At 34.0% G+C, this 25911-nt stretch carries 17 protein-coding genes; 3 read left to right on the top strand and 14 right to left on the bottom strand.

Going from position 1 to position 25911, the window contains the following annotated elements; all coding sequences use genetic code 11:
- Window positions 1-9: 9 nt before the first annotated feature.
- Window positions 10-2313 carry an NADP-dependent malic enzyme gene (locus OS191_RS12495; protein WP_267156048.1) on the bottom strand — a complete coding sequence of 768 codons (2304 nt, stop codon included), beginning with the start codon at window positions 2311-2313 and terminating at the stop codon, window positions 10-12.
- 130 nt (window positions 2314-2443) lie between these two features.
- On the opposite strand from OS191_RS12495, the gene OS191_RS12490 reads away from it, so the two are divergent.
- On the top strand, window positions 2444-4063 hold the full coding sequence (locus OS191_RS12490) for a tetratricopeptide repeat protein (RefSeq protein ID WP_267156047.1): 1620 nt from the start codon (window positions 2444-2446) through the stop codon (window positions 4061-4063).
- A gap of 298 nt (window positions 4064-4361) precedes the next feature.
- A complete protein-coding gene (locus OS191_RS12485) occupies window positions 4362-5960 on the top strand; it encodes a T9SS type A sorting domain-containing protein (RefSeq protein ID WP_267156046.1) in 1599 nt (532 codons plus the stop codon).
- Window positions 5961-6025: 65 nt separating this feature from the next.
- Here the strand turns inward: OS191_RS12485 and queG are convergent, their stop codons facing one another.
- From queG to OS191_RS12430, 11 genes are all read right to left on the bottom strand, one after another.
- A complete protein-coding gene (queG, locus tag OS191_RS12480) occupies window positions 6026-6955 on the bottom strand; it encodes a tRNA epoxyqueuosine(34) reductase QueG (protein WP_267156045.1) in 930 nt (309 codons plus the stop codon).
- Window positions 6955-8289: a cytochrome P450 gene (locus tag OS191_RS12475; protein ID WP_267156044.1), complete on the bottom strand. Its 1335-nt coding sequence runs from the start codon at window positions 8287-8289 to the stop codon at window positions 6955-6957. The genes queG and OS191_RS12475 overlap by 1 nt, the downstream gene beginning before the upstream one ends.
- Before the next feature lie 111 nt (window positions 8290-8400).
- Entirely contained in the window at window positions 8401-9423 is a 1023-nt protein-coding gene (gene ruvB, locus OS191_RS12470; protein WP_267156043.1) for a Holliday junction branch migration DNA helicase RuvB, read from the bottom strand.
- Window positions 9424-9581: 158 nt separating this feature from the next.
- Window positions 9582-11375 carry a cytochrome c oxidase subunit I gene (locus tag OS191_RS12465; RefSeq protein ID WP_267156042.1) on the bottom strand — a complete coding sequence of 598 codons (1794 nt, stop codon included), beginning with the start codon at window positions 11373-11375 and terminating at the stop codon, window positions 9582-9584.
- Window positions 11376-11410: 35 nt separating this feature from the next.
- Window positions 11411-12478 (bottom strand): cytochrome c oxidase subunit II, encoded by a 1068-nt coding sequence (locus OS191_RS12460; RefSeq protein WP_267156041.1) that lies wholly within the window; start codon window positions 12476-12478, stop codon window positions 11411-11413.
- A gap of 26 nt (window positions 12479-12504) precedes the next feature.
- On the bottom strand, window positions 12505-13860 hold the full coding sequence (locus OS191_RS12455) for a quinol:cytochrome C oxidoreductase (RefSeq protein WP_267156040.1): 1356 nt from the start codon (window positions 13858-13860) through the stop codon (window positions 12505-12507).
- Between the two features lie 24 nt (window positions 13861-13884).
- Window positions 13885-14442, bottom strand: coding sequence for a c-type cytochrome (locus OS191_RS12450; RefSeq protein ID WP_267156039.1), 558 nt, complete (start codon window positions 14440-14442; stop codon window positions 13885-13887).
- A 9-nt stretch (window positions 14443-14451) separates the two neighbouring features.
- The gene (locus OS191_RS12445; RefSeq protein WP_267156038.1) at window positions 14452-14988 is read right to left on the bottom strand and encodes a DUF3341 domain-containing protein; all 537 of its coding nucleotides are present in this window, start codon (window positions 14986-14988) and stop codon (window positions 14452-14454) included.
- A 5-nt stretch (window positions 14989-14993) separates the two neighbouring features.
- Complete coding sequence (gene nrfD / locus OS191_RS12440) at window positions 14994-16451, bottom strand: NrfD/PsrC family molybdoenzyme membrane anchor subunit (protein WP_267156037.1); 1458 nt, start codon at window positions 16449-16451, stop codon at window positions 14994-14996.
- A gap of 33 nt (window positions 16452-16484) precedes the next feature.
- On the bottom strand, window positions 16485-19745 hold the full coding sequence (locus OS191_RS12435; protein WP_267156036.1) for a TAT-variant-translocated molybdopterin oxidoreductase: 3261 nt from the start codon (window positions 19743-19745) through the stop codon (window positions 16485-16487).
- A 92-nt stretch (window positions 19746-19837) separates the two neighbouring features.
- Entirely contained in the window at window positions 19838-21130 is a 1293-nt protein-coding gene (locus OS191_RS12430) for a c-type cytochrome (protein ID WP_267156238.1), read from the bottom strand.
- Window positions 21131-21343: 213 nt separating this feature from the next.
- On the opposite strand from OS191_RS12430, the gene OS191_RS12425 reads away from it, so the two are divergent.
- Entirely contained in the window at window positions 21344-21721 is a 378-nt protein-coding gene (locus OS191_RS12425) for an SPOR domain-containing protein (RefSeq protein ID WP_267156035.1), read from the top strand.
- A gap of 128 nt (window positions 21722-21849) precedes the next feature.
- Here OS191_RS12425 and infB read toward each other — a convergent pair whose 3' ends face one another.
- The gene (gene infB / locus OS191_RS12420) at window positions 21850-24642 is read right to left on the bottom strand and encodes a translation initiation factor IF-2 (protein ID WP_267156034.1); all 2793 of its coding nucleotides are present in this window, start codon (window positions 24640-24642) and stop codon (window positions 21850-21852) included.
- 29 nt (window positions 24643-24671) lie between these two features.
- Complete coding sequence (gene nusA, locus OS191_RS12415) at window positions 24672-25904, bottom strand: transcription termination factor NusA (RefSeq protein WP_267156033.1); 1233 nt, start codon at window positions 25902-25904, stop codon at window positions 24672-24674.
- Window positions 25905-25911 lie beyond the last annotated feature (7 nt).

The raw sequence follows: 25911 nt of genomic DNA, 5'->3' as shown, positions 1-25911 counted from the left end.
TAAAGCCGTTTATTTTTCTAATGCTGCTTTAATTTCAAGTTCTTTTCTTTCTTTTTGTTGCGCATCAATTACAGCAATGGCTGTCATGTTTACAATTTCATCTACACTAGCACCCAATTGAAGGATATGAACAGGTTTTCGCAAGCCCATCATAATAGGCCCAATAGAATCTGAATTATTGAGTTCTTTTAATAGTTTATAAGTAATATTAGCCGATTCAAGATTTGGAAAAATTAAGGTATTTACCTTTTTTCCTGCTAGTTTAGAAAACGGAAATATCTCTTGTAACATTTCTCTATTTAATGCGAAATCTGATTGTAGCTCACCATCAACTGCTAAATTAGGATGTCTTTTATGCAAATAACTAACTGCTTCACGAACTTTCGTAGCTGTTTGGTTTTTTGATGACCCAAAATTAGAGTAAGAAATCATTGCCATAACAGGTTCTACACCAAACATTTTAACCACTCCAGCCGTCATTTGAGCAATTTTAGTTAAGTCTTCAGCAGAGGGATTTATATTAATAGCCGTATCACTTAAAAACATTGGTCCACGTTTAGTCATCATAACGTTTGTAGTAGCAATTCTGGTAGAATCTGGTGCTAAACCTATAAGTTCTAATACAGGCTTTACAACAGAAGGATAGGATCTAGAATAGCCAGAAATCATGGCATCTGCATCTCCTTCATTCACCATCATAGCAGCAAAATAATTTCGTTCCCTCATTATTTTCTGTGCAGAATATAGAGTTTCCCCTCTTCTCTTGCGTTGCTCCCAATAGGCTTTTGCGTACTTATCTTTTCGCGCTTCTTCTTCATCTGATTTTGGATCGATAATTTCCACATCAGCATCAAATTCTATTTCTTCTTTTAATTTTTCAATAGCGTCTCTTCTTCCTAAAAGTATTGGAATAGCTATCCCTTCATCATGTACAATTTGAGCAGCTTTTAACACATCTAATTGGTCTGCTTCAGAAAAAACAACTCTTTTAGGATTAATTTTAGCTCTATTAAGTAGCAGTCTAACAATTTTATTATCTGAACCTAAACGCTCTAAAAGTTCGTCTTTATATTTTTCCCAGTTCTCAATTGGCTCTTTTGCAACCCCGCTTTCCATAGCTGCTTTTGCAACGGCTGGAGGCACTTCGGCAATTAATCTTGGATCGAATGGTTTAGGGATTATATACTCTTTTCCAAAAGTTAATCGTGTTTCTCCATAAGCAACATTTACTTGTTCTGGAACAGGTTCTTTGGCTAGGTTTGCTAGCGCTTTTACAGCCGCCATTTTCATAGCTTCGTTTATTTTAGTAGCTCGAACATCTAGAGCGCCTCTAAAAATAAATGGAAAACCAAGAACATTGTTTACTTGATTAGGATGGTCTGATCTACCAGTAGCCATAATAATGTCTTTACGAGTATCGACTGCTAACTGGTAATCTATTTCAGGGTCAGGATTAGCCATTGCAAAAACAATTGGATTTTCCTTCATCGACAATAACATATTTGGTGTTACAATGTCTGCTTTAGAAAGGCCAATAAACACATCGGCGTTTTCCATAGCTTCTTCTAAGGTATCTATATTTCTATGCGAAGCAAATTCAGCTTTTTCTGAAGTTAAATCGTTTCTATCTTGTCTAATAACACCTTTGCTATCCAACATTACTATGTTTTCACTTTTAGCTCCAAAGGCTTGATAAAGCCTAGTGCAAGATATAGCTGCTGCACCTGCTCCACTAATAACAATTTGTACTTGATCTATTTTTTTATTGGAAAGTTCTAATGCGTTTAATAGAGCTGCAGCCGAAATAATGGCAGTTCCATGTTGGTCGTCGTGCATCACTGGAATATCCAACTCTTCTTTTAAACGTCTTTCTATTTCAAAAGCTTCAGGAGCTTTTATATCTTCTAAGTTGATTCCACCAAAAGTTGGAGCAATCATTTTTACTGTTTGTATAAACTCTTCAATATTTTCAGTATTTACTTCGATATCGAATACATCGATGTCTGCAAAAATTTTAAAGAGTAAACCCTTCCCTTCCATAACAGGTTTAGAGGCTTCTGGGCCAATATTTCCTAGTCCTAAAACGGCTGTTCCATTAGAAATAACAGCTACTAAATTTCCTTTTGCAGTGTATTTATAGACGTTATTAACATCTTTTGCTATCTCTAAACAGGGTTCTGCAACGCCTGGAGAATAGGCTAAAGATAAATCTCTTTGGGAGGCATATTTTTTTGTTGGCACCACCTGAATCTTTCCAGGGCTTGGCTTTGCATGATATACTAGGGCTTCTCGACGTTTACTTTGTTTGCTCATATAACTAACATTCTTAAATACAAATGTAATAATACTAAAATTTAAACTCTAATATTTTAAGAGTTGAATAAAAGAAGTCTTCATGTATTACGTCAATATTTTCTATATTTACTTATATTAGAACAACCATATGCAGTATCGATTAGGCTTTCTTCTCCTTTTTTCTTCAATCTTCAACTATGCACAAGAACCTATACATGTGTTAATTGACAGCTTAAACCTTGTAGAGAGTCCTCAAGAAAAATTAAAGCTTACCCAAGAAATTGCATTACTACTTAAAGATGAGGATTGGGATCGTGCCATAACTTATTTGGAATTATCTGAAAGTGAAGCAAAGAAAACTGATAATCCAGATATACATTTAGCTCCTATATATGTGACTGCTGCTAATATGTATAGTTTTAAAGATGTACTTGATGTTACTTTAGATTATTATCAAAAAGCATATAACATATATCGTAAGGACAACAATATTGATGAAGCTTCTAAAATAGAAAACAATTTAGCCATTGTATATGCCAAAATGAATAATAAAGAAGAGGCTCTTAAACATTTCCATGAAGTATATCTCTTTCAATCGAAAAAAAATGATTCTCTACGTATTGCTCAAATATTAAATAATATAGGTACTATATATTTAGAAGAAAACCTAGATTCCTCTTTACACTACTACAACAAGTCTCTTAAAATTTCTAAAAAACTAAACAACACGCCCTTAAACGCATATTTATTTACAAATTTAGGTCGCATTTACGATTTAAAAAAAGATAGCGTTAAAGCCAAAAGTTATTTTGAAAAAGCACTTTCAACAATAAAGAACTCTAATAAAAATAATGTAAAGTCTTTTGTTTATCAATCAATTTCTGAACACTATTTAAATATAAACGAAAACGATTCTGCTATTAATTATGCGAATAAAACTCTTATAATACATGAAGATAATGCTTATAACTTTGCCAATTTAGATGCTTTTAAAACACTCTTTACTGCATATTCAAACAAAGAAGATTTTAAAAATGCAGTAGTTTATTATAAAAAATTTAACACCTTAAGAGATAGTCTTAATATTGAAGACAAAGCCGTAAATATAGAACGGTTAAAACTTCAACAAGAATATAAAACCAGATTGCAAATACGCGAACTACAAGAAGAAAAACAGCAGTTTAAGTACTTCTTAATAGGTTTAAGTTTAGTCATTGGCATTCTAGCATTGTTAATATTAGTTATTAAATACAGAAATAGAATGACTAAAAACAAGCTAGAAAGAGAGTTACTAAAAACTAAACAGCAAGAATTAAGACATAGTTTAGATGCAAAAAACAAAGTACTTATTGGGAAAGCTATGACAGAAATGCATAGAACCGATATTATCAATGGTATTTTAAAAGATTTAAAACATATTAAACTAAAAGCTGTAAAAAAAGAAACACAACAAGCCATTGATTTTATATTAAAACGGTTGCAACGTGACTTAAACACCAATATTTGGGAGGAATTTGAAGTAAGTTTTGAACAGGTGCATAAATCTTTTTATAAAAATCTCACTAAAAATCATCCTAAATTAACTCCTAAGGCCCGAAGACTTTGCGCCTTACTTTTTCTTGATTTAACATCTAAAGAAATCTCACAGATTACAGGACAATCTTTCAAATCTGTAGAAAACGCACGAACCAGATTACGTAAAAAATTAGATCTTACCAACGAAAAAATTAATCTGTCTACGTATTTAAACTCTCTTTCCGTTAATTAATCCTCATTTACAAAATTTATTAACTAACTGTTTTTTAGAATGTTAAGTTTTTATGAGTGTGTTTTATGTGGTGATTTTATAAGATTGAGTGTTTTAACAATAGCCCAAAATTTTTAAATATTTCAGTCTAATATTAGATTTACACCAGCTAATTAAGAGAAGTTATGTCTTCACAAAAATCAAAAAAAAATGAATCTAAAAGCTTAGAACAGCTCTTAGAAGATTCCAAGGTAAAAAAAGAAGCCTTAAAAAAAATAATAGATAAAATGAATAAGAATACTAATAAACAATAATAATTATGAAAAAAATTACTCTTTTAATAGTTTGCCTACTTACATCCATTCTTGTAAAAGGACAATGGAATTCAGATACAGCTATAAACACATTAGTAGATCCAACTGTTTCAATAGATACAAAATCTATGGTAAACTCCCAAGGCGAGACAGTTATTGTTTACTGGAAAAACCTTTTACATCCAGAAAATTGGGACCTTAAACTTTACGTTCAAAAACTTGACGCTTCAGGTAATAAGTTATTTGGTGAAAATGGGAAGTTAATTAGCAATAATATACCTATGAATTCATTTACATCGCAATGGTCTTTTACTTTAGATAGTAATGACAATATGTATGTTGGGGCTACTGGAACTGATGGTAATGTTGGTTTTGCTTTTAAGTTAGACAGCGAAGGTAATAACCAATGGACTGATAGTGGTATTAGCTTAGGAAGTGGTTATTTAGTTAGAATCTTGCCTTTAAGTTCTGGTGATGTTTTAATTAGTTGGCTATCTGGTTCTTTTTCTGGATCAATCCAAAAATATAGTAGTGATGGAAATGCCATCTGGGCCAACCCTATAAATTTAGGCTCAGGAGCAGTTTCTGCTAATATGTACGAGTTATCTGATGGTAGCTTTACGTCTATCTATCACCAACTTCTATCAGGTATAACCTCAAAATTAATTGCACAAAGATTCGACACAGATGGACAAGCCGTATGGGCCAATCCAACCGAATTGTTTACTGCAGGAAATAATACTGTTTATAACGTTCCTTATAGTGGGCTACAAGATAATGATGTTATTTATTACTCTTATAAATTAGCTCATGACAATCGTTTTGATGCTTATGTTCAACGCATAAACCCAGATGGAAGTTTGCCTTGGGGAGATACAGGTGTAGATTTTGACATTGATCAAACCAATTACGAGCAAGAAATACAAATTGCAATGACACCAGGTTCACAACATATTTATGCATTATGTAGATATACTGAAAGTACACAAACATTAACAGGGGTGTATCTTCAAAAACTTGATAAAGATTCCGGAATGAGACTATTCACTGAGAATGCTAAAGAAGTTTATAGTATTGGAGCTGGCAAAAGTCCAACGAGAGATCTTGTAATAATTAATGAGCAACCTATTTTTTTAACTCTTCAAAACAACCATTTGCATGTTAATTTATTAGACTCTAATGGTGATTTTGTTTGGGAAGACGAGTCCAAACAGATTGCTACTTTTGATACTTTTAAGAGTTTTATAAACTTTAATAAAATCTCTAATTCTGAAATGGTAGCAGTATTTATTGAAGATAAAGGTGATGGAGAAAAAGTATATGCACAAAATTTTACAGATAATGCATTATCTGTAAATGATGTTGAGTTAATGGACGAAATCCATTTTATAAACCCAATTAACAATATACTTGAACTTAGAAGCAATTCCATCATTAAAGAAGTTACTATTTACAACTCTTTAGGCCAACTAGTAAGTAAAATAAGAAACAATAACTCACAGGCTCTTACTATAAATTCTAACAACTGGAATTCGGGAATATATTTAGTAAATGTAAAAACTTCACAAAACAAAAGTCAAGTAATAAAAATACTTAAAAAGTAATAATTAGATTGATTGATTGATAGCTAAAGCTCTTTTGAACGTTTTTCAAAAGGGCTTTTTAAATATTAATCATCTTTTAAAAAACGAATATTCCTTTTTAAACCTGAAAACTTAGTACGTTTTACTGCCGATTTTTGAAAAACCTTTCTAAAGGTCTCTTCGGTTATTTCTTCCCAATCTTTTTTACTCATTGATAGTAATTCTGGATGTGGGTTAAATAATGGTTCATTGTGCGGTTTTGAAAATCTATTCCACGGACACACATCTTGACAAATATCGCAACCAAACATCCAATCCTCAAATTGTCCTTTAAAATCGGTTGGAATATTCTCTTTTAGTTCAATTGTAAAGTATGAAATACATTTACTCCCATCTACTACATAAGGTTCTGTAATGGCTTGTGTGGGACAGGCATCGATACATTTGGTGCAAGTGCCACAATGGTCTGTAGTTATCGTGTCGTATTCCAAATCTAAGTCAATAACCAACTCAGCAATAAAATAAAAAGAGCCTACTTGTGGCGTTAATAATAAGGTATGCTTTCCAACCCAACCTAATCCAGATTTTGCTGCCCAGGCTTTATCCAGAACTGGAGCCGAATCTACAAATGCCCGACCTTCTACCTCGCCAATTTCATCTTGAATAAAATGTAAAAGAGATTTTAATTTATCTTTTATTATAAAATGATAGTCCGTACCATAAGCATATTTAGAGAGTTTATAAGTATCACCATCTTGTGTTTTCTCTGGATAATAATTTAGCAATAAGGAAACAACACTTTTAGAACCTTCCACTAATTTGGTTGGATCTAAACGTTTATCAAAATGATTTTCCATGTATTGCATGGAACCATTCATGTTTTTATTTAACCAGTTTTCTAATCTTGGTGCTTCTTCTTCCAAAAACTCTGCTTTACTTATGCCACAAGACATAAAACCGAGGCGTTTGGCTTCGGTCTTAATTAAGTTACTATATGTGGATTTATTAGTAGACATTAAATTCTTTTTTCAAAGGTCAAAAATGCATTTTTGGGTTTTAAGGTAATTAGTGGGGTAACATCTATGGTTTCAAAATTAGGGTTTATTTTATAGACTGAAATTAATTCGGAAACTGCAATTATCATTTCAAACATGGCAAAATTATTCCCGATACATTTACGAGGTCCTGCACCAAATGGAAAATATTGTGATGAGAATTTCCGACTACCATCTTGAAAACGTTCGGGTAGAAATTGAGTTGGTTGCTCCCATAATTTTGGATGGCGATGGATTTCGTAAACCGAAAACAACAAATTAGATTTCGCTTCAAAATCCAAGCCTTTAAAATGATCAGGTTCTATATTAACCCGATCTATAAAATAAACTGGAGGATATAAACGCATGGCTTCTTCTATAACCTGTTGGCAAACTTTTGATTTTGAAACCATGTCCATTAAATCTGTACTTTGTTCTGTTATCTCAAGACGTTCGTTATAAATTTTTTCTTGCCATTCTGGGTGTAGTGCCAGCAATTGTGTAATAAATGTTAAGGCATTGGAAGTGGTTTCGTGACCTGCTGTAAATAAAATTAAGATTTCATCAATAAGTTGTTCTTCTTCCATGGATGAGCCATCATCATATTTTGCATCTAACAACATATCTAACAGATCGTTTTCTTTAATCTGAGACAGACGACGTTCGTTAACAATTCGTTTTAAAATTTGTCGTGCTTCTTGTGTTAAATCAAGATGTTTTTTAATTTCTCCGCTCCATCTAAACCACCAACCTAAATAAGGTTGTCGCAATTCTTTAACTAACATTCTTTGAGCAGCTTCGGTGATAAATTGAAGTCGGTTAATATCTTCTTGGCTTGCAGCACTGCTAAACAAAGACTTTACAACCGTTTGAAATGCAAGATCATTTAAAATTGGAAAAACATTGATGGATGTATTCGTCCTAATTTTTTTATATTCAGTTAGAATAGCATTTTTAATGCTCTCTAAAAGATTCTCTAACTGCTTTTTATGAAAAGCCGGTTGAATAAGTTTCCGTTGTTTTTTCCAGAGTTCACCTTCCGAGGTTAATAAACCTTTACCAATATATTTTACTAAATCTTCCGTTTGGATTTTAGACTTTGTATAGTTTTTCTGGTTTTTTTGAAGTACATATTCAGCAAAAGCAGCATCGCGCACAAAAACAACACTATTTGAAAGACCTATTTTTAACCTAAAAACATCACCTTGCGCTTCAAAATTCTTATGATGAAAAGGCAATGGATTTTTAAGAATTCCCAGAGCATTAGTTAAAAAACCACTTATTGGAACGGTAGGTATATTATTTTTAGGTTTCAAAATTTAGATATCAGTTTCAAATCAATATTATTTACAAAACTAATTGGAAGAAACTAAAAATTGTTTTGAATTAGTATTGATTTGGTTTTTAAAACTTATAAGCACGACGGACTAAAACAAACCACCTTGAGTAGGTCCTTTTGTTCTCCCCAAGTGTTTATATGCCAACTCCGTTACTTCTCTTCCTCTAGGCGTACGCATAATAAACCCTTGTTGGATTAAAAACGGCTCATATACTTCTTCAATTGTCTCCGCACTTTCACTTACAGCCGTAGCTATTGTAGTAATTCCAACAGGACCTCCTTTAAATTTATCAATTAGAGTTGTTAGAATTTTATTATCCATTTCATCCAATCCATGGGCATCTACATGCAAGGCTTCTAATGAAAATCTTGCAATTTCTATATCGATACTACCATTCCCTTTGATCTGTGCAAAGTCCCGAACACGACGCAACAAGGCGTTGGCAATACGAGGTGTCCCTCTACTTCTACCAGCAATTTCTATTGCTGCTTCCATTGAAATAGGAGCTTGTAAAATGGATGCACTCCGTTGTACAATGGTAGTAAGTAGTTTGGTGTTATAATATTGTAATCTACTTTGAATTCCAAAACGGGCTCTCATTGGAGCAGTAAGTAAGCCTGAGCGAGTTGTTGCACCAATTAATGTAAATGGATTTAAATTAAGTTGTACTGTTCTAGCGTTTGGTCCAGACTCAATCATAATATCTATTTTATAATCTTCCATTGCTGAATATAGATACTCTTCTACAATAGGACTTAATCTATGAATTTCATCAATAAACAAAACATCACGATCGTCTAGGTTTGTAAGTAATCCAGCTAGATCTCCTGGTTTATCTAAAACGGGTCCTGATGTTACTTTAATACCCACATTTAATTCACTTGCTAAAATATGAGCTAAAGTTGTTTTACCCAATCCTGGAGGACCATGAAATAAGGTGTGATCTAAAGCTTCATCTCTTAAATTTGCTGCTTGAACAAATATTTGCAGATTTTCCAATACTTGATCCTGACCAGTAAAATCATCAAATGATAGAGGTCTTAATTTTTTTTCTACATCCAGTTCTTCTGGTGTAAAATTATCTCCTGTAGGATCCAAGTTTTCGTTCATGTGTATTTCCCACGGCAGTGAGAATTTTTTTATACTTATTAGTAAAAGTTGAAAAATAATTTCAACAAAAACAAATATAATGAAAAAGCCTTTCTCATAAATGAGAAAGGCTTTGATATTATAAATCTCCTGATGAGATTTCCATTTTTATGGAAATATTAATGTTGTAATTCTTCTTCTCCTTCTTTTAAAGGTACGTTCTGAGGAACAAAATCGACATCATGTCCTGGCTTACTATAATCGTATGGCCAACGGTATACATGAGGAATTGCTCCCGGCCAGTTTCCATGCAAGTGTTTTACAGGAGTTGTCCATTCTAGTGTAGTTGATTTCCATGGGTTTTGAGTGGCTTTTTTTCCAAAAAACATACTTGCAAAGAAGTTGTATAAAAATATTATTTGGAAAATAGCTCCAATAATTGCAAAAACAGTAATTACCACGTTTACATCATGTAAATCATCAAATAACGGAAAGTTAGAGTTTGTATAGTAACGTCTTGGAAGTCCTGCCATACCAATAAAGTGCATTGGGAAGAATACACCATAAGCACAAATAGCAGTTACCCAAAAGTGAATATACCCTAAGTTTTTATTCATCATTCTACCAAACATTTTTGGATACCAATGGTAAACCCCAGCAAACATTCCATAAAGTGCTGAAATACCCATTACTAAGTGGAAGTGAGCAATTACAAAATACGTGTCGTGTACGTTAATATCTAAGGCACTATCTCCAAGAATAATTCCAGTTAAACCACCAGTAATAAATGTTGATACAAAACCTATACTAAAAAGCATGGCTGTATTCATTTGTATATTACCTTTCCAAATAGTTGTTATCCAGTTAAAGGCTTTTACGGCCGAAGGAATCGCAATCAATAAAGTAGTAAATGTAAATACAGAACCTAAGAAAGGATTCATTCCAGAAACAAACATGTGGTGACCCCAAACTATCGTCGATAAGAATGCAATTGCTAAAATTGAAGCAATCATGGCACGATATCCAAAAATAGGTTTACGTGAGTTTGATGCCATAATTTCAGAAACAATTCCCATGGCTGGTAAAATAACTATATATACTTCTGGATGTCCTAAGAACCAGAATAAGTGTTCAAATAAAACTGGAGACCCACCTTGATAATGTAAAACTTCACCTTGAATAAAAATATCTGATAAGAAGAAGGACGTTCCAAAGCTTCTATCCATGATCAATAATAAAGCAGCTGATAGTAACACAGGGAAAGATACAACTCCAATAATAGCAGTTACAAAAAATGCCCAAATTGTTAAAGGTAGTCTAGTCATGGACATTCCTTTAGTTCTTAAATTAATAACAGTAACTATATAGTTTAATGATCCTAATAATGAAGAAGCAATAAAGATAGCCATAGAGATTAACCATAAAGTCATTCCCATTCCAGATCCACCTTGAGCCATTGGTAAGGCACTTAAAGGAGGATAGATGGTCCATCCGGCTGCTGCAGGTCCTGCTTCAACAAATAAAGAAGACAACATGATTACTGCAGATAAGAAGAATAACCAGTAAGAAATCATATTCAAGAAACCAGAGGCCATATCTCGAGCTCCAATTTGCAATGGAATTAATAGGTTACTAAAAGTACCACTTAAACCTGCTGTTAATAAAAAGAATACCATGATGGTACCATGAATAGTTACTAATGCTAAATAAATATCCGCATCCATAACACCTTCTGGCGCCCATTTTCCTAATAAAGCTTCGAACAATACATTTGGTTCTTCAGGCCATGCAATTTGCATACGAAACATAATAGACATTAATACCCCAATAACTCCCATAATGGTTCCTGTTATTAGGTATTGTTTAGAAATCATTTTATGATCCTGACTAAAGATATATTTAGTCACAAATGTTTCTTTATGATGATGCCCGTGATCGTCTTCGTTTGCGTGAGTATCTGCGTGTGTTGACATAATCTAATATATTCTTTTTAAAACCGTTTGTTAATTTAATTAATTAAAGAATTTTTAAATTCTTTTTGTTCCTTGATCCAAGCGTCGTACTCTTCTTGAGTTTCTACTATGATATTCATTTGCATGTTATAATGTGATTTTCCACAAATTTTATTACATAACAATAAATAATCAAATTCGTAAGGATCTAGAGCTGGTTCTCCTTTAGCAGCTAATTCTTTACTTTTTTCGACTCTAATTCTATTTATATTAGCCACCTTATCAAGCATCTCAGGTGTTTGACGCATATCTGCTGTCGTTATTGTTGGAGTAAAGCCAAACTGCGTAATCATACCAGGAACACAGTTCATTTGTGCTCTAAAGTGTGGCATATATGCCGAGTGCAATACATCTTGCGAACGAATTTTAAACAAGACTGGTTTTCCTACAGGCAGATGCACTTCGGATACTATAATATCGTCTTGAGCATTTGGATCTGATTCATCTAACCCTAAAATATTAGCATTGTCTAAGTTAATTAATCTTACGTTGGCTTTTCCTAAGGTATTATCATTTCCACCGTAACGGGCTTTCCAGTTAAACTGTTGTGCGTATAATTCGATGATTAATGGATCGTCTTCTTCACTCACATTCATAATAGAAGTCCAAGTAAACAGTCCGTAAATAATTAATCCAGCTAAAACAATTACTGGAATAATAGTCCAGATAGCTTCTAAGGTATTATTATCTGCATAGAATAGTGCTTTTTTACCTTTTTCACCTCTATATTTAAAAGCAAAATAGTGTAATAGATATTGTGTAATAGTTTGCACAATAAAAATAACTATCATAGAGATAATCATTAAGTTATCTATTTCAGCTCCATGTTCGGATGCTGCATTAGACATTAATGGTAAATCTCCCCATTTAACAAAACAAACGATAGTAATGATGTAAATGAAAGCCAAAAAAGCTAGCATTAAATATGCGTTTATTTTGTTGTCGTTATCTGTTGCTACTTGGTTATCTGATACCCCTACTTGAGCTAAATCAAATATTTTAACCATTTGCCATATGGCAACAGCCACAAAAAGTACTATTATAATTGTTAAAAAAGCTGTCATTGTCTTTTCTCTTCTTTAATTAATTTTTAATAATGAAAATGTTCACTTTCCTTTAAGAATGGATTTCTTTTTACTATTAAGGGAGCTTTAGTTAAAGCTGTAAATACGATAAATAAGAATAACCCTGCGAATAACATAACTGAACTGATTTCAGGAATACCAAAACTCCATCTATCACCAACTGTTGCAGGCATAATCATAACGTAAACATCTATATAGTGTCCAACCAAAATAATAACTCCAGCCATAACTACAAACCAAGGAATACGTTTATAGTCGCTATTCATTAATACTAAGAATGGGAATACAAAGTTTAAAACCATCATACCAAAGAAAAGTCCATTATAATCTTCAATACGAGTTACAAAATAAGTAACCTCTTCTGGAATATTAGCGTACCAGATTAACATGAATTGAGAGAACCAAAGGTAAGCCCAAAAAATACTAAATCCGAACATAAACTTAGCTAAATCATGAATATGACTGTCGTTTACTATTTCTAAGTGACCTTTAGATTTTAAGTAAAGAGAAATGAAAGCAATAACAGTAATACCACTTACTAACATTCCTGATAACACATACCACCCAAATAAGGTACTAAACCAGTGTGGATCTACACTCATAATCCAATCCCAAGACATAATAGATTCTGTATAGATAAAGAATACTAGAAATGCTGCTGAGATACGAAAGGTTTTTTTGAAATTACTGTCGTCTGTAGCCGAATCTTGTGCAATGGTAAATTTACGAGCAAAATGTCTGTATAAACTCCATCCTGCAATAAATATTAATCCTCTTACAGCAAACCAACCTATATTTAACCAACCTGATTTATTTTCTATTAATTTATCGTGTGCCACTACGTCTGGATCCATCCAAATAAAAAGGTTATAATGTCCTATAGTTCCAGATGCAATTGCAATTGCTAAAACAATCAGTCCTCCAGGTAATACGTACGATGTAATACCTTCCATAACTCTAAATAACACTGGAGACCAACCTGCCTGGGAAGCAAACTGGAGAGCATAAAAAGCTAATACACCAAGTGCAATCATAAAAAAGAAAAAAGCAGCGACATACAGTGCAGACCAAGGTCTGTTTGCAATTTGGTGTTGCACATGCTCCACGTGTTTAGTGTGTTCATCTACTTGATGTTCATCACCTACTACTCCTTGATGACTCTCTGAATGATCTGCTTCATCAGCTAATACATGAGTATCTGCTGCATGACCTCCACCATGATGAGATGTTTCTTCTGCGAGCATGGTTTCAACTTCTTCAAAAGATTTATGAGATGTCATAAAACCATATCCTACGCCCAATAGTCCTAAAATTATTAAGGCTATAGAAAATGTCTTTAATTTATTTGAGATTGTGTACATATCTATATTGAATCTTTATCTTTCTTACTTTTCTAATTTAGCTTTTAAATCTAATACGTAAGCAACTACTTGCCAACGTTCTTCCTCATTTAGCTGATTTGTATAGGAACCCATTGTGTTTTTTCCATAGTAAATGGTATGATAAATACTACCTTCTGTGATAGCTCTTCCTATATCATCGTATTTTGGGATACCCAATATTTTTTCTCTTTTAACAAGATTTCCTTGGCCATCCCCTTTTGTACCATGGCAAATACCACAGTAAATATCGTATAATCCTTTAGCTCTTTCTAAATCTATTTGAGTAGAATCTAAAGGGCTTTTTAAATTAGCTTTAGCTAATAAGTAATCTTCAATAGAATTTGTATAGTCAAAAGGAATATGTCCTCTAGGCACAGTTCCATCTACTGGTAATTGTGCTGCAACACCTGTATTAAAGGCAGCCGATTCTGAATACGTTTCATAACCTACAGGTTCATACATATCTGGCATGAACTGAAAGTTAGGTTTTGTCTTATCTTGACAAGACACAAACGATCCGACTATTAATGCTATAACCGTTATTTTTACTAAGCTCTTCATATTATAATATTAATGTGCTTCTTCTTTTTCAATTAATTTTATTTCAACTGCTCCAGTTTCTTTAAGTAAGTTCTCTAACTCAGTTTCATTTCCATGAACAGCAATTTCCATTAAAAAATGGTCATCCGTCGTTCTAAGGTCTGGGTTTTCAGCTTCTTTGAAAGGCCACATTCTACTTCGTAAATAAAATGTAATAACCATTAAATGTGCTGAGAAAAATACAGTTAGCTCAAACATAATAGGCACAAAAGCCGGCATGTTTTCTATATAACTAAAGCTTGGTTTACCACCAATGTTTTGAGGCCAATCTTCAATCATGATATAATCCATCATCACAATAGAAACTATTAACCCAATACAGCCATAAATAAAAGCCGTAATAGCTAATCTTGTTGGAGCTAGCCCCATTGCCTTGTCAAGCCCGTGAACTGGAAAAGGTGTATATATTTCTTCAATGTGATATCTTTCTGCCTTCACCTTTTTTACGGCAGACATTAATACATCATCATCTGTATAAATAGCGTGAATTACTTTTGAAGTTTCCATATATGCTACTCGTCGTTTTTAGTTTTATTAACTTGACTACCAGAAGTTCTTTCGTCTGCTCCTGTTCCTACTAAACTATCTCCTCTTTCTCGAATGTTTTTATAACGCTCTCCTGAAGATTTTAAAATAGTTTTCACCTCTGCTTGTGCAATTACTGGGAAAGTTCTAGCGTACAATAAAAATAGTACAAAGAAGAACCCAATAGTTCCAATAAAGATACCTATATCTACGAATGTTGGTGAAAACATAGTCCATGAAGATGGTAAATAATCTCTATGTAAAGAGGTTACAATAATTACAAAACGCTCAAACCACATTCCAATATTTACTACAATAGAAATAAAGAATGAGAACATGATACTTGTTCTGAGTTTCTTAAACCACATGAATTGTGGAGAGAACACATTACATGTCATCATTGCCCAATAAGCCCACCAGTAAGGTCCGGTTGCTCTATTTAAGAATGCGTATTGTTCGTACTCTACACCAGAATACCAAGCAATAAATAACTCGGTAATATAAGCTACACCTACTATAGAACCTGTAATCATGATTACAATGTTCATTAATTCGATGTGTTGAACCGTAATATAGTCTTCTAGATTTGCCACTTTTCTCATAATAATAAGAAGTGTGTTTACCATAGCAAATCCTGAGAATACTGCTCCAGCAACAAAGTAAGGAGGGAAAATAGTAGTATGCCATCCTGGAATAACCGAAGTTGCGAAGTCAAAAGATACAATGGTATGTACAGAAAGTACTAAAGGTGTTGCTAAACCTGCAAGTACCAAAGATACTTCTTCAAAACGTTGCCAATCTTTAGCACGTCCAGACCATCCAAAACTCAATAAAGAATAGATTTTCTTTTGGAAAGGTTTAATAGCTCTATCTCTTAGCATGGCAAAATCAGGAAGTAAACCAGTCCACCAGAAAACTAATGATACAGATAAATACGTTGAAATTGCGAATACGTCCCAAAGTAAAGGTGAGTTAAAATTTACCCATAGAGATCCAAATTGGTTTGGAATTGGTAATACCCAATAACCTAACCATGGACGACCCATGTGAATAATTGGAAACAAACCAGCTTGAACAACTGAAAATATTGTCATTGCTTCAGCAGAACGGTTAATTGCCATTCTCCATTTTTGACGGAAAAGTAAAAGTACAGCAGAAATTAATGTTCCTGCATGACCAATACCAACCCACCAAACGAAGTTAGTAATATCCCAAGCCCAGCCTACGGTTTTGTTCAAACCCCAGGTTCCGATACCGGTTGATATTGTGTAAATAATACATCCTATTCCCCAGAGAAAAGCTACTAGTGCTATAGAAAAAACTATCCACCAAGATTTGTTTGCTTTACCTTCCACAGGTTTTGCTACATCCACAGATACATCGTGGTATGATTTTTCCCCTGTAACTAAAGGTCTTCTAATAGGTGCTTCGTAATGAGACGCCATAATCCTTTTATAATTATTTTCTTAATTCGTTTATTATGCTTCGGTTGTATTTCTCACTTTAGTATGATACTGCACATTTGGTTCTGTGCCTACATATTCTAATAGGTGATACATACGATTATCTTCTAAAAGTTTTGCAACTTTACTTTCTTTATCATTGATATCTCCAAATACCATTGCGCCATTACCACATGCAGCAGAACAAGCCGTTTGGAATTCACCATCTTTAATTTCACGTCCATCGCGCTTAGCATCAAGAATTGTTTTTTGTGTTTTTTGAATACACATAGAACATTTTTCCATAACACCACGAGAACGTACTACAACATCTGGGTTTAAAACCATACGTCCTAAATCGTCATTCATATTGTAATCAAACTCATCATTCCCATTATAACGGAACCAGTTAAATCGACGAACTTTATAAGGACAGTTGTTTGCACAGTAACGTGTACCCACACAACGGTTATAAGCCATATGATTTTGCCCTTGACGTCCATGAGATGTCGCAGCTACTGGACATACAGTTTCACAAGGTGCGTGATTACAATGTTGACACATTACAGGTTGGAATGCTACTTGAGGATTTTCGGAAGCATCTTCCATCTCACCCAAAGCTCTAGCCGTAGCTAACCCCTTTGTAGTGTCTTTTTTGACAACATCTTCATCAAAAGTTTCTTCAGAAGAATAATACCTATCAATACGCAACCAATGCATATCACGACTCTTTCTCACTTCTTCTTTACCAACAACTGGAACGTTGTTTTCTGCATGACATGCTATTACACATGCTCCACATCCAGTACAAGCATTTAAATCGATTGACAAATTAAAGTGATGTCCGATAGAGCGATCAAATTCATCCCATAAATCAACATCTGGAGATGTCACTGGGGTTTCATTGTGGTTTAAAGACACAACAGGAACAGCGTTCCATTCTGATTTATCTTTTGTATTAAAAATTTCTAAAGTAGTTTCTTTAATAATATCTACACGTCCCATTAAGGTGTTATGCAACTGGATACATGCAAATTCATGCATTCCTGATGCTGCCGAAACACTTACATTTTGAACAGTATTAAAATCTTGGTATAACATATAAGCGTTAACACCAGTTTTCATTTCGTTTTTTAATCCAGCTGTTCTACCATATCCAAATGAAAGACCAACAGATCCCTTTGCTTGTCCTGGTTGAATAATTACCGGTACATTTTCTAAGGTTGTTCCATTTACAGTAACATTTGCATAGCTACCATTTAAACCTCCATCTGCAACATGCTCACTTCTTAACCCTAAGGCTTCAGCATCTGCTTTAGAAACAGTTAAATAGTTGTCCCAAGATGTTCTAGTAATTGGATCTGGAAACTCTTGTAACCATGGGTTATTGGCTTGTTGACCATCACCCATTCCAACTTTAGAATACAGTGTTAATTCCAAACCTTCAGAAACCTCAGAAGCAGCTAAAGCTTTTGCAGCTGAATTGCCTGTTAAAACAGACATCCCTAATGCACCACTTGAGTTTCCTGACGTTGAAGTAGTTGTAGATGTAACAAATTCATCTTTGTCTTCATCTTTAATACCAATTCCAACTGCTGTATCATGAATAATACCTCCAACTAAAGTTCTTTCTTTTTTATCCTTTAATTCAGTTGTAGACGTTTCTACAGTTTCTGTTGAACCTCCATCTAAACCACCACCAATTGATGCTCCTTTTATAAAGACTCCATCATGTAATGCCTGGCTAAAGGATGTACTTCCTAAGATACTCTCACTCCAAGTTTGCTTAATATAATCATGATAAGAAATATCATTTCCAATCCAATTTAATAAGGCATCTTGAAATTGTAGGGTATCGAATAAAGGACGAATAGTTGGTTGGATTAAAGCAAATTGTCCTTTCTTTAATTCAACATCTCCCCAAGATTCTAAATAGTGAGGAGCAGCAGCTATAAAATCTGTTTGTGTAGATGTTTCGTCTGCTTTCATGGAAAAGGTTACAGATAAATCTGTTTGTTCTAACCCTTCATAAAAGTCAGCTGCATTTGGTAATGTATATAGTGGATTAACACCACTCATGATAATAGCTCCTACTTTTCCTGCTTTCATATCAGCAACTAAAGCATTCACTTCATTATCACTTCCTTGTCTTGTTTTTATTGTTGTTGAAGCATCAAATGCTTTAGAATTTAAGTGTTCGTTAATTTCTAACACTACTGTTTGGGCATTCACATCTTGAATACCTGTTACAACAACACCTTTACTTCCTGCACTTTTAAGTTGAGAAGCAGCTTTGCTTATAGCATCTAAAATATGTTCTGGTAAATCTACAGAGACAGACCCACCTACTACTTCACTATATAGTTTTGCTAAAGCTAATTTTTGTTGAACTGGTGTTAAAGGCACACGCTTGTCTGCATTAGCACCTGTTAAAGACATGTTAGATTCAAACTGGATGTGACGAGACATTTTTCCTTTGGTAGGAATTCGTCCACTAGCATATCCTGAATCAAAACCTCCACCTTGCCAATCGCTAAGAAAATCTGCACCAACTGATACAATGATATCGGCTTTAGAGAAATCATAGTTAGCTAAACCTCTTTCATTATATTTAGCTTGATATGCATCTAAAGCAGCAGATTCTGAAATAGCATCATAAACCACGTGATTTACATTTGCAAATTTCTGTTTAAATTCTCCAATTAATTTAGTGGTAGAAGGGCTAGCAAAAGTTTGGGTTAATAAAACTATTTGTTTTCCAGAACCACTAAGTGCAGTTAATTTCTGACTAACTTCAGCGTTTAAATCTTCCCATGAGGTATAAGTGTCTCCTTTTACAGGACCTTGCATTCTCAAACTATCATACAGACCTAAAACCGATGCGTTTACTCTAGCATTTACGCCACCTTTAGTGGCTGCCATTGCATTGTTTTCAATTTTAATTGGACGACCTTCACGAGTTTTCACTAAAACGCTAGCAAAGTCAAAACCATCAGCTATTGTTGTTGCATAGTAGTTAGCTACACCAGGAACAATTACTTCCGGCTGTACAACATAAGGAATGGACTTAACAACTGGTCCTTCGCAGGCAGCAAGTGAAGCTGCAGCTGTACTAAAACCAACATATTTTAAGAAATCACGACGTGTTGTTTTAGAACTCTCTAATGAATTTTTATCACCTAAAAACTCATCGGTAGGGATTTCATTAACAAACTCGTTTTGTTGTAGCGCCTCAACAATAGAGCTATTTTCTTTTAGCTCCTCAACACTTTTCCAGTATTTCTTGTTTGATGACATATTATATAATTGAATTACTTCTTATTTATTATTTTTGTTTTAAATCTCAATAAAGAGACTTCTATTCTAATTGTTACTACTAGAAATACTTTCTAGTAATGACATTTACCACATTCCAGACCACCCATTTGAGCTACTGTAAGCTTATCTACACCGTATTTTTTAGATAATTCTTCATGAATTTTAGTATAGTACGCATTGTCCTCTACTTTTACATTTGTTTGTCTATGACAATCTATACACCATCCCATAGTTAAGGGAGAGTATTGAGACATAATCTCCATAGTCTCTACAGGTCCATGACAAGTCTGACATTCTAAACCACCAACTGTAACGTGTTGTGAGTGGTTAAAATAAGTAAAATCAGGTAAGTTATGAATTCTAACCCATTTAACTGGTTGAGATTCTCCTGTATAATTTTGATCTTCATCACTCCAACCTACTGCAGCGTATAATTTTTTAATTTCCCCATCGTAGAATTCTTTACTGTATTCTTCTGTAGCTGTAGATTCTGCTACCTCATAAATAGATTTATGACAATTCATACATACATTTAAAGATGGAATCCCTGAAGTTTTACTTACTCGGGCAGAAGAGTGACAAAATTTACAATCTATTCCGTTATCTCCAGCGTGAATTTTATGCGAAAAATGTATTGGTTGTACTGGTTGATATCCTTGATCAACTCCAACCTGCATCATATACCCATATACATAATAACCACTAGCTAACAACAAGAAAATAGCTGTTACCAGAACCAAAAATTGGTTTTGTGCAAAAGCTTTCCATATTGGAGTTCTTTTAGTTTCTTCTAAATTTACGCCTTTAGCCTCTGCAAAACGGTTTAAAGTACGTCTAACTAAAAATAGAGCCATGGCTAATAAAGCAAATAATAATGCTAAACCTCCTAGAATTACTTTGTTTGAGATTCCAGAATCTGCTCCAGTAGCCCCACCTACCGCTTCTGCTCCTGCAACTTGAGCTGGCACTTCTGGTTCTTGAGCTGTATAAGCTAATATATCGCTAATGTCTTCGTCTGATAACTGAGGGAAAGCTGTCATAGCTGCTCCTCCATACTCATCAAAAATCTTTTGACCATAAGAATCTCCAGACTTAATGACTGCTGAACTGTTGCGTATCCACGCAGCAAGCCATTCTCTATCTAAACCTTGCTCGTCTGCTAATGTTTGCTCTATATTACGCAAAGCAGGTCCAGTCATCTTCTTGTCTAATTTATGACAAGCAGCACAATTGGAATTAAACAATGATTTCCCTTTTGCAGGGTCGCCGTCTTGAGCGAAAATTGAGCCTGAAAGCGTTAGAATAAAAATCAAACTTATTGTAAGAATATTTCTGCCTAACTTACGGTTACTCACCTGTTTCATATTAATGGTTGAATTAACTTCTAAACTTTGGTATGATTTTTTCACTAATGTGAAGAAAAAATACATTTATAAAATCACTCGCAAAAGTAATATTAAAAGTCGATTTTAGAAATGTTAGGGAAGTGTTAATTGGTAATTTAGAGGAATTCTAAATAATAAATCTCTATAAAAATTAGTTTATAACACATACATTTGCATTAAATAATGTTGAAAATGAAAATATTGAACACAAAATATCGTCTTTTAGCCCTAATATTTATGGCCTCTTTTGTAAACATAAGTTTTGCACAAGAAGGCACAGTAATTATTAATCAAGATAAAGAAATAACCCAATTATTAGATATTAAGACCGAAATAAACTCTTCGGAGAACACTGCAAACAGATATAAGATCCAAATTTATTCAGGAAACAGGTCTGAAGCAGAAAAAGCACAAAGCACTTTTAAAAGCTTAGATATTGATTTGCTTTCAAAATTAGTTTATGAAACTCCTAATTATAAAATATGGGTTGGAAACTTTAGAGATAGATTAGAAGCAGATAGAGCGCTTAAAAAAGTAAAAACAAAGTTTCCTGCAGCTTTTATTTTTTAAACCTTTAAAAAGAGAGTAATAGTTTCTATCTAGATACAACATTCTAGAAGAACTTTAAAAAACACATGTTACTTTAAAACAAAAACAGCGACCCATGGGTCGCTGTTTTATTTATATATTATTAGAAATTATTTTAATTTCTTTTTAACTTCTACTTCATGGTAAGCTTCAATAACGTCGCCTTCTTTAATATCGTTGTAGTTTTTAATTTGCATCCCACAATCATATCCTTTAGCAACCTCTTTAGCATCGTCTTTAAATCGTTTTAATGAAGTTAACTCTCCAGTATAAACAACAACTCCATCTCGAATTAAACGAATTCCAGAATTTCTAAAGATTTTACCTGAAGTTACCATACATCCGGCAATACTTCCAATTTTAGATACTTTAAAGATTTCTCTAATTTCGGCTGTTCCAGTAATTTCTTCTTTAAGTTCTGGAGACAACATCCCTTCCATGGCGTCTTTAAGGTCGTTTATAGCGTCATAAATAATCGAGTACATTCTAATATCGATTTCTTCTTTATCAGCTATTTGACGTGCGTTACCCATTGGTCTCACGTTAAATCCAATTATAATAGCATCTGAAGCTGTTGCCAACAACACATCACTTTCTGTTATTGGACCAACACCTTTATGAATAATATTAACCTGAATTTCTTCGGTAGATAATTTTTGGAAAGAATCGGTTAATGCCTCAACAGAACCGTCCACATCTCCTTTAAGAATGATGTTTAATTCTTGGAAATCTCCAAGAGCAATACGTCTTCCAATCTCGTCAAGCGTTATATGACGTTGCGTTCTAACAGATTGCTCACGTTGTAATTGCGTACGTTTAGTAGCAATTTGTTTTGCTTCACGTTCGTCTGCAAAAACACTAAATTTATCACCAGCCTGTGGGGCACCATCTAATCCTAAAATAGATACAGGAGTTGATGGACCAGCTTCTTTTACTTCGTTTCCACGCTCATCGTGCATGGCTTTTACTTTTCCACTATTCTTACCAGCCAGAACATAATCTCCAACTTTAAGAGTTCCTGCTTGAACCAAAATAGTTGACACATAACCACGACCTTTATCTAAGAATGCTTCTACTACTGTTCCAGTAGCTGATTTATTTGGATTTGCTTTAAGCTCTAATAATTCAGCTTCAAGCAATACTTTTTCTAATAATTCTTTAACACCTGTTCCTAATTTAGCAGAGATATCGTGAGATTGAATTTTACCTCCCCAATCCTCAACTAATAGATTCATTTGCGCTAAACCTTCTTTTACTTTTTCAGGATTAGCTCCAGGTCTATCTATTTTATTAATAGCAAATATAATTGGCACACCAGCTGCCTGAGCGTGAGCAATGGCTTCTTTTGTTTGTGGCATGATAGCATCATCAGCAGCAATTACAATAATGGCTAAATCTGTTACTTGAGCTCCACGAGCACGCATAGCGGTAAAAGCTTCGTGACCTGGAGTATCTAGAAAGGCCAGTTTTTGACCATTTTCTAGTTGCACACTATAAGCACCAATATGTTGTGTAATTCCACCGGATTCACCAGCAATTACATTTTCCTTACGTATATAATCTAAAAGAGACGTTTTACCGTGATCCACGTGTCCCATTACCGTAACAATTGGCGCACGTTCTAATAAATCTTCTGGCTTATCTTCTACTTTTTCAATGGACTCTTCAATATCAGCCGTTACAAATTCTACTTCGTAACCAAATTCATCAGCAACAATACTTAAAGTCTCAGCATCTAAACGTTGGTTCATGGTAACCATCATCCCTAACGACATACATGCCGAAATAATTTGAGTTACAGAAACATCCATCATGGTTGCAACCTCGCTTGCTGTAACAAATTCTGTTACTTTAAGGACTTTACTATCTGCATCTGCAGCTTGTAAATCTTTTGCAGTTTGCTCTCTATGTTGATCTCTTTTATCTCTACGGTATTTAGCGCCTTTTCCTTTACTTGATTTCCCTTGAAGTTTTTCTAAGGTTTCACGTACTTGTTTTTGTACTTCTTCTTCGCTAGGCTCTTCTTTTACTGTAGTACGTCTTCCTTTTCCTGCTCCAGACTTACCTTTAAATCTGTCGTTTCCACCTCTTGATGGCGTACTTGTAGATCCAGGAGCTCCAGCTTTACTTATTCTACGACGTTTTTTCTTATTAGAACTAGCAGACTTATCGTCTTTTTTCTTATCGTCAGTTTTCTTTTTAGGTTTGTTAAATTGCGATAAATCAATCTTATCTCCTGCAATTTTTGGACCTGAAAGTTTCTGGTATTGTGTTTTTAATGTTTCGTCTTCAGCAGGTGCTGCTTCTTCTTTAGGAGCTTCCTTTTTAACAGGCTCTTTTTTCTTAGGAGCTTCTGCTTCAGGTTTTTTTGCAACTATTTCTTTTACAGCCTCTTTTGGTTTGTCGACTGCTTTTTCTTTAGGCTTTTCTTCTGCCACCTTTTCTTCTACTGGTTTTTCAACCTTTTCTTGAGGTTTTTCGGCTTTCACAGCTTCTTCCTCTTTCTTAGCAGGAGTTTCGGCAACTTTTTTGTTAGGCTCTAAGTCTATTTTACCAACTTTCTTTGGACCTGATAAAGTAGATTTTGCTTTTACAACTTCAGCTTCTTTAGCAGCAGCTTCTCTTTTTGCTCGAGCTTTTTCTTTTTCTTCAATCTCACGTTCACGCTGTTCTTTCAGAGCTTCTTTTTCCTTCAGCTTTGCTTCGCTAACTTCTTGAGAGGCCATTTTTTTATTGGCATCTGTTTGAAATTCGTCTGAAAGGACTTGATAAACTTCGTCTGAAATTTTTGTAGTTGGACGCTTCTCTATTTCAATGCCTTTGGTATCTAAATACTCAACAGCACGATCTAAAGAAATGTTTAACTCGCGTAATACTTTATTTAATCTAATTGTTTCAGCCATAAATTGCTTTAATATAACCTAAAAATATGTTATTCTTCAAATTCCTCTCTAAGAATTCTAATAACGTCAATAATTGTTTCTTCTTCTAAATCTGTTCTCTTTACTAAATCAGCAACTTCCTGTTCAAGGATGCTTTTTGCTGTATCTAAACCAGCTTTACTAAATTCTGCAATAACCCAGCTTTCTATTTCGTCTGTGAATTCAGATAATTCTACATCTTCTTCTGCACCTTCCCTAAACACATCTATCTCATAGCCAGTTAATTGACCTGCTAAACGTATGTTATGACCACCACGTCCAATAGCTTTACTAACTTCTTCTGGTTTTAAAATAGCTTCAGCACGTTTGTTCTCTTCGTCTATTTTAATAGATGTAACTCGAGCAGGGCTTAAAGCTCTTGTAATATATAACTGCAAGTTACTTGTATAATTGATAACATCAATATTTTCGTTTCCTAATTCACGAACTATGCCATGAATTCTAGATCCTTTCATACCAACACATGCTCCAACTGGGTCGATTCTATCATCGTAAGAATCTACAGCCACTTTTGCTTTCTCTCCTGGAATTCTAACTACATTTTTAATAGTAATTAAACCATCGAAAACTTCTGGTATTTCTTGTTCGAATAATTTCTCCAAGAACGTTGGCGATGTACGAGACATGATAATTGCTGGCTTATTACCTTTAAGCTCTACACTTTCAATTATACCACGAACATTGTCTCCTTTTCTAAAGAAATCTGAAGGAATTTGTTTTTCTTTTGGTAAGATAATTTCATTTCCTTCGTCGTCTAACAAAATTACAGCTCTATGACGAATATGATGAACTTCGGCTGTGTATATTTCCCCTACTAAGTCTTTAAATTGCTTATAGATGTTTGTGTTATCGTGTTCGTGTATTTTAGAAATTAAATTTTGTCTTAATGCTAAAATAGAACGACGTCCAAGGTCTATTAACTTTACTTCTTCCGAAACGTCTTCTCCAACTTCAAAATCTGGTTCAATTTTACGAGCTTCAGTTAAAGATATTTCTTGATTTGGCTCTTCTACTTCTCCATCTGCTACAACCACACGATTTCTCCATATTTCTAAATCTCCTTTATCCGGATTTATAATGATGTCAAAATTATCGTCGTCTCCAAATTTCTTTTTTAAGGCATTTCTAAACACATCTTCAAGAATCGCCATTAACGTTACACGATCAATTAATTTGTCGTCTTTGAATTCTGAAAACGATTCAATTAACGCAAGATTTTCCATATCTCTT

Origin of the sequence: Xanthomarina sp. F2636L (genome assembly GCF_026410195.1) — a bacterium.
GTDB lineage: Bacteria > Bacteroidota > Bacteroidia > Flavobacteriales > Flavobacteriaceae > Xanthomarina.
This window is presented reverse-complemented; position numbering and strand designations above follow the sequence as displayed.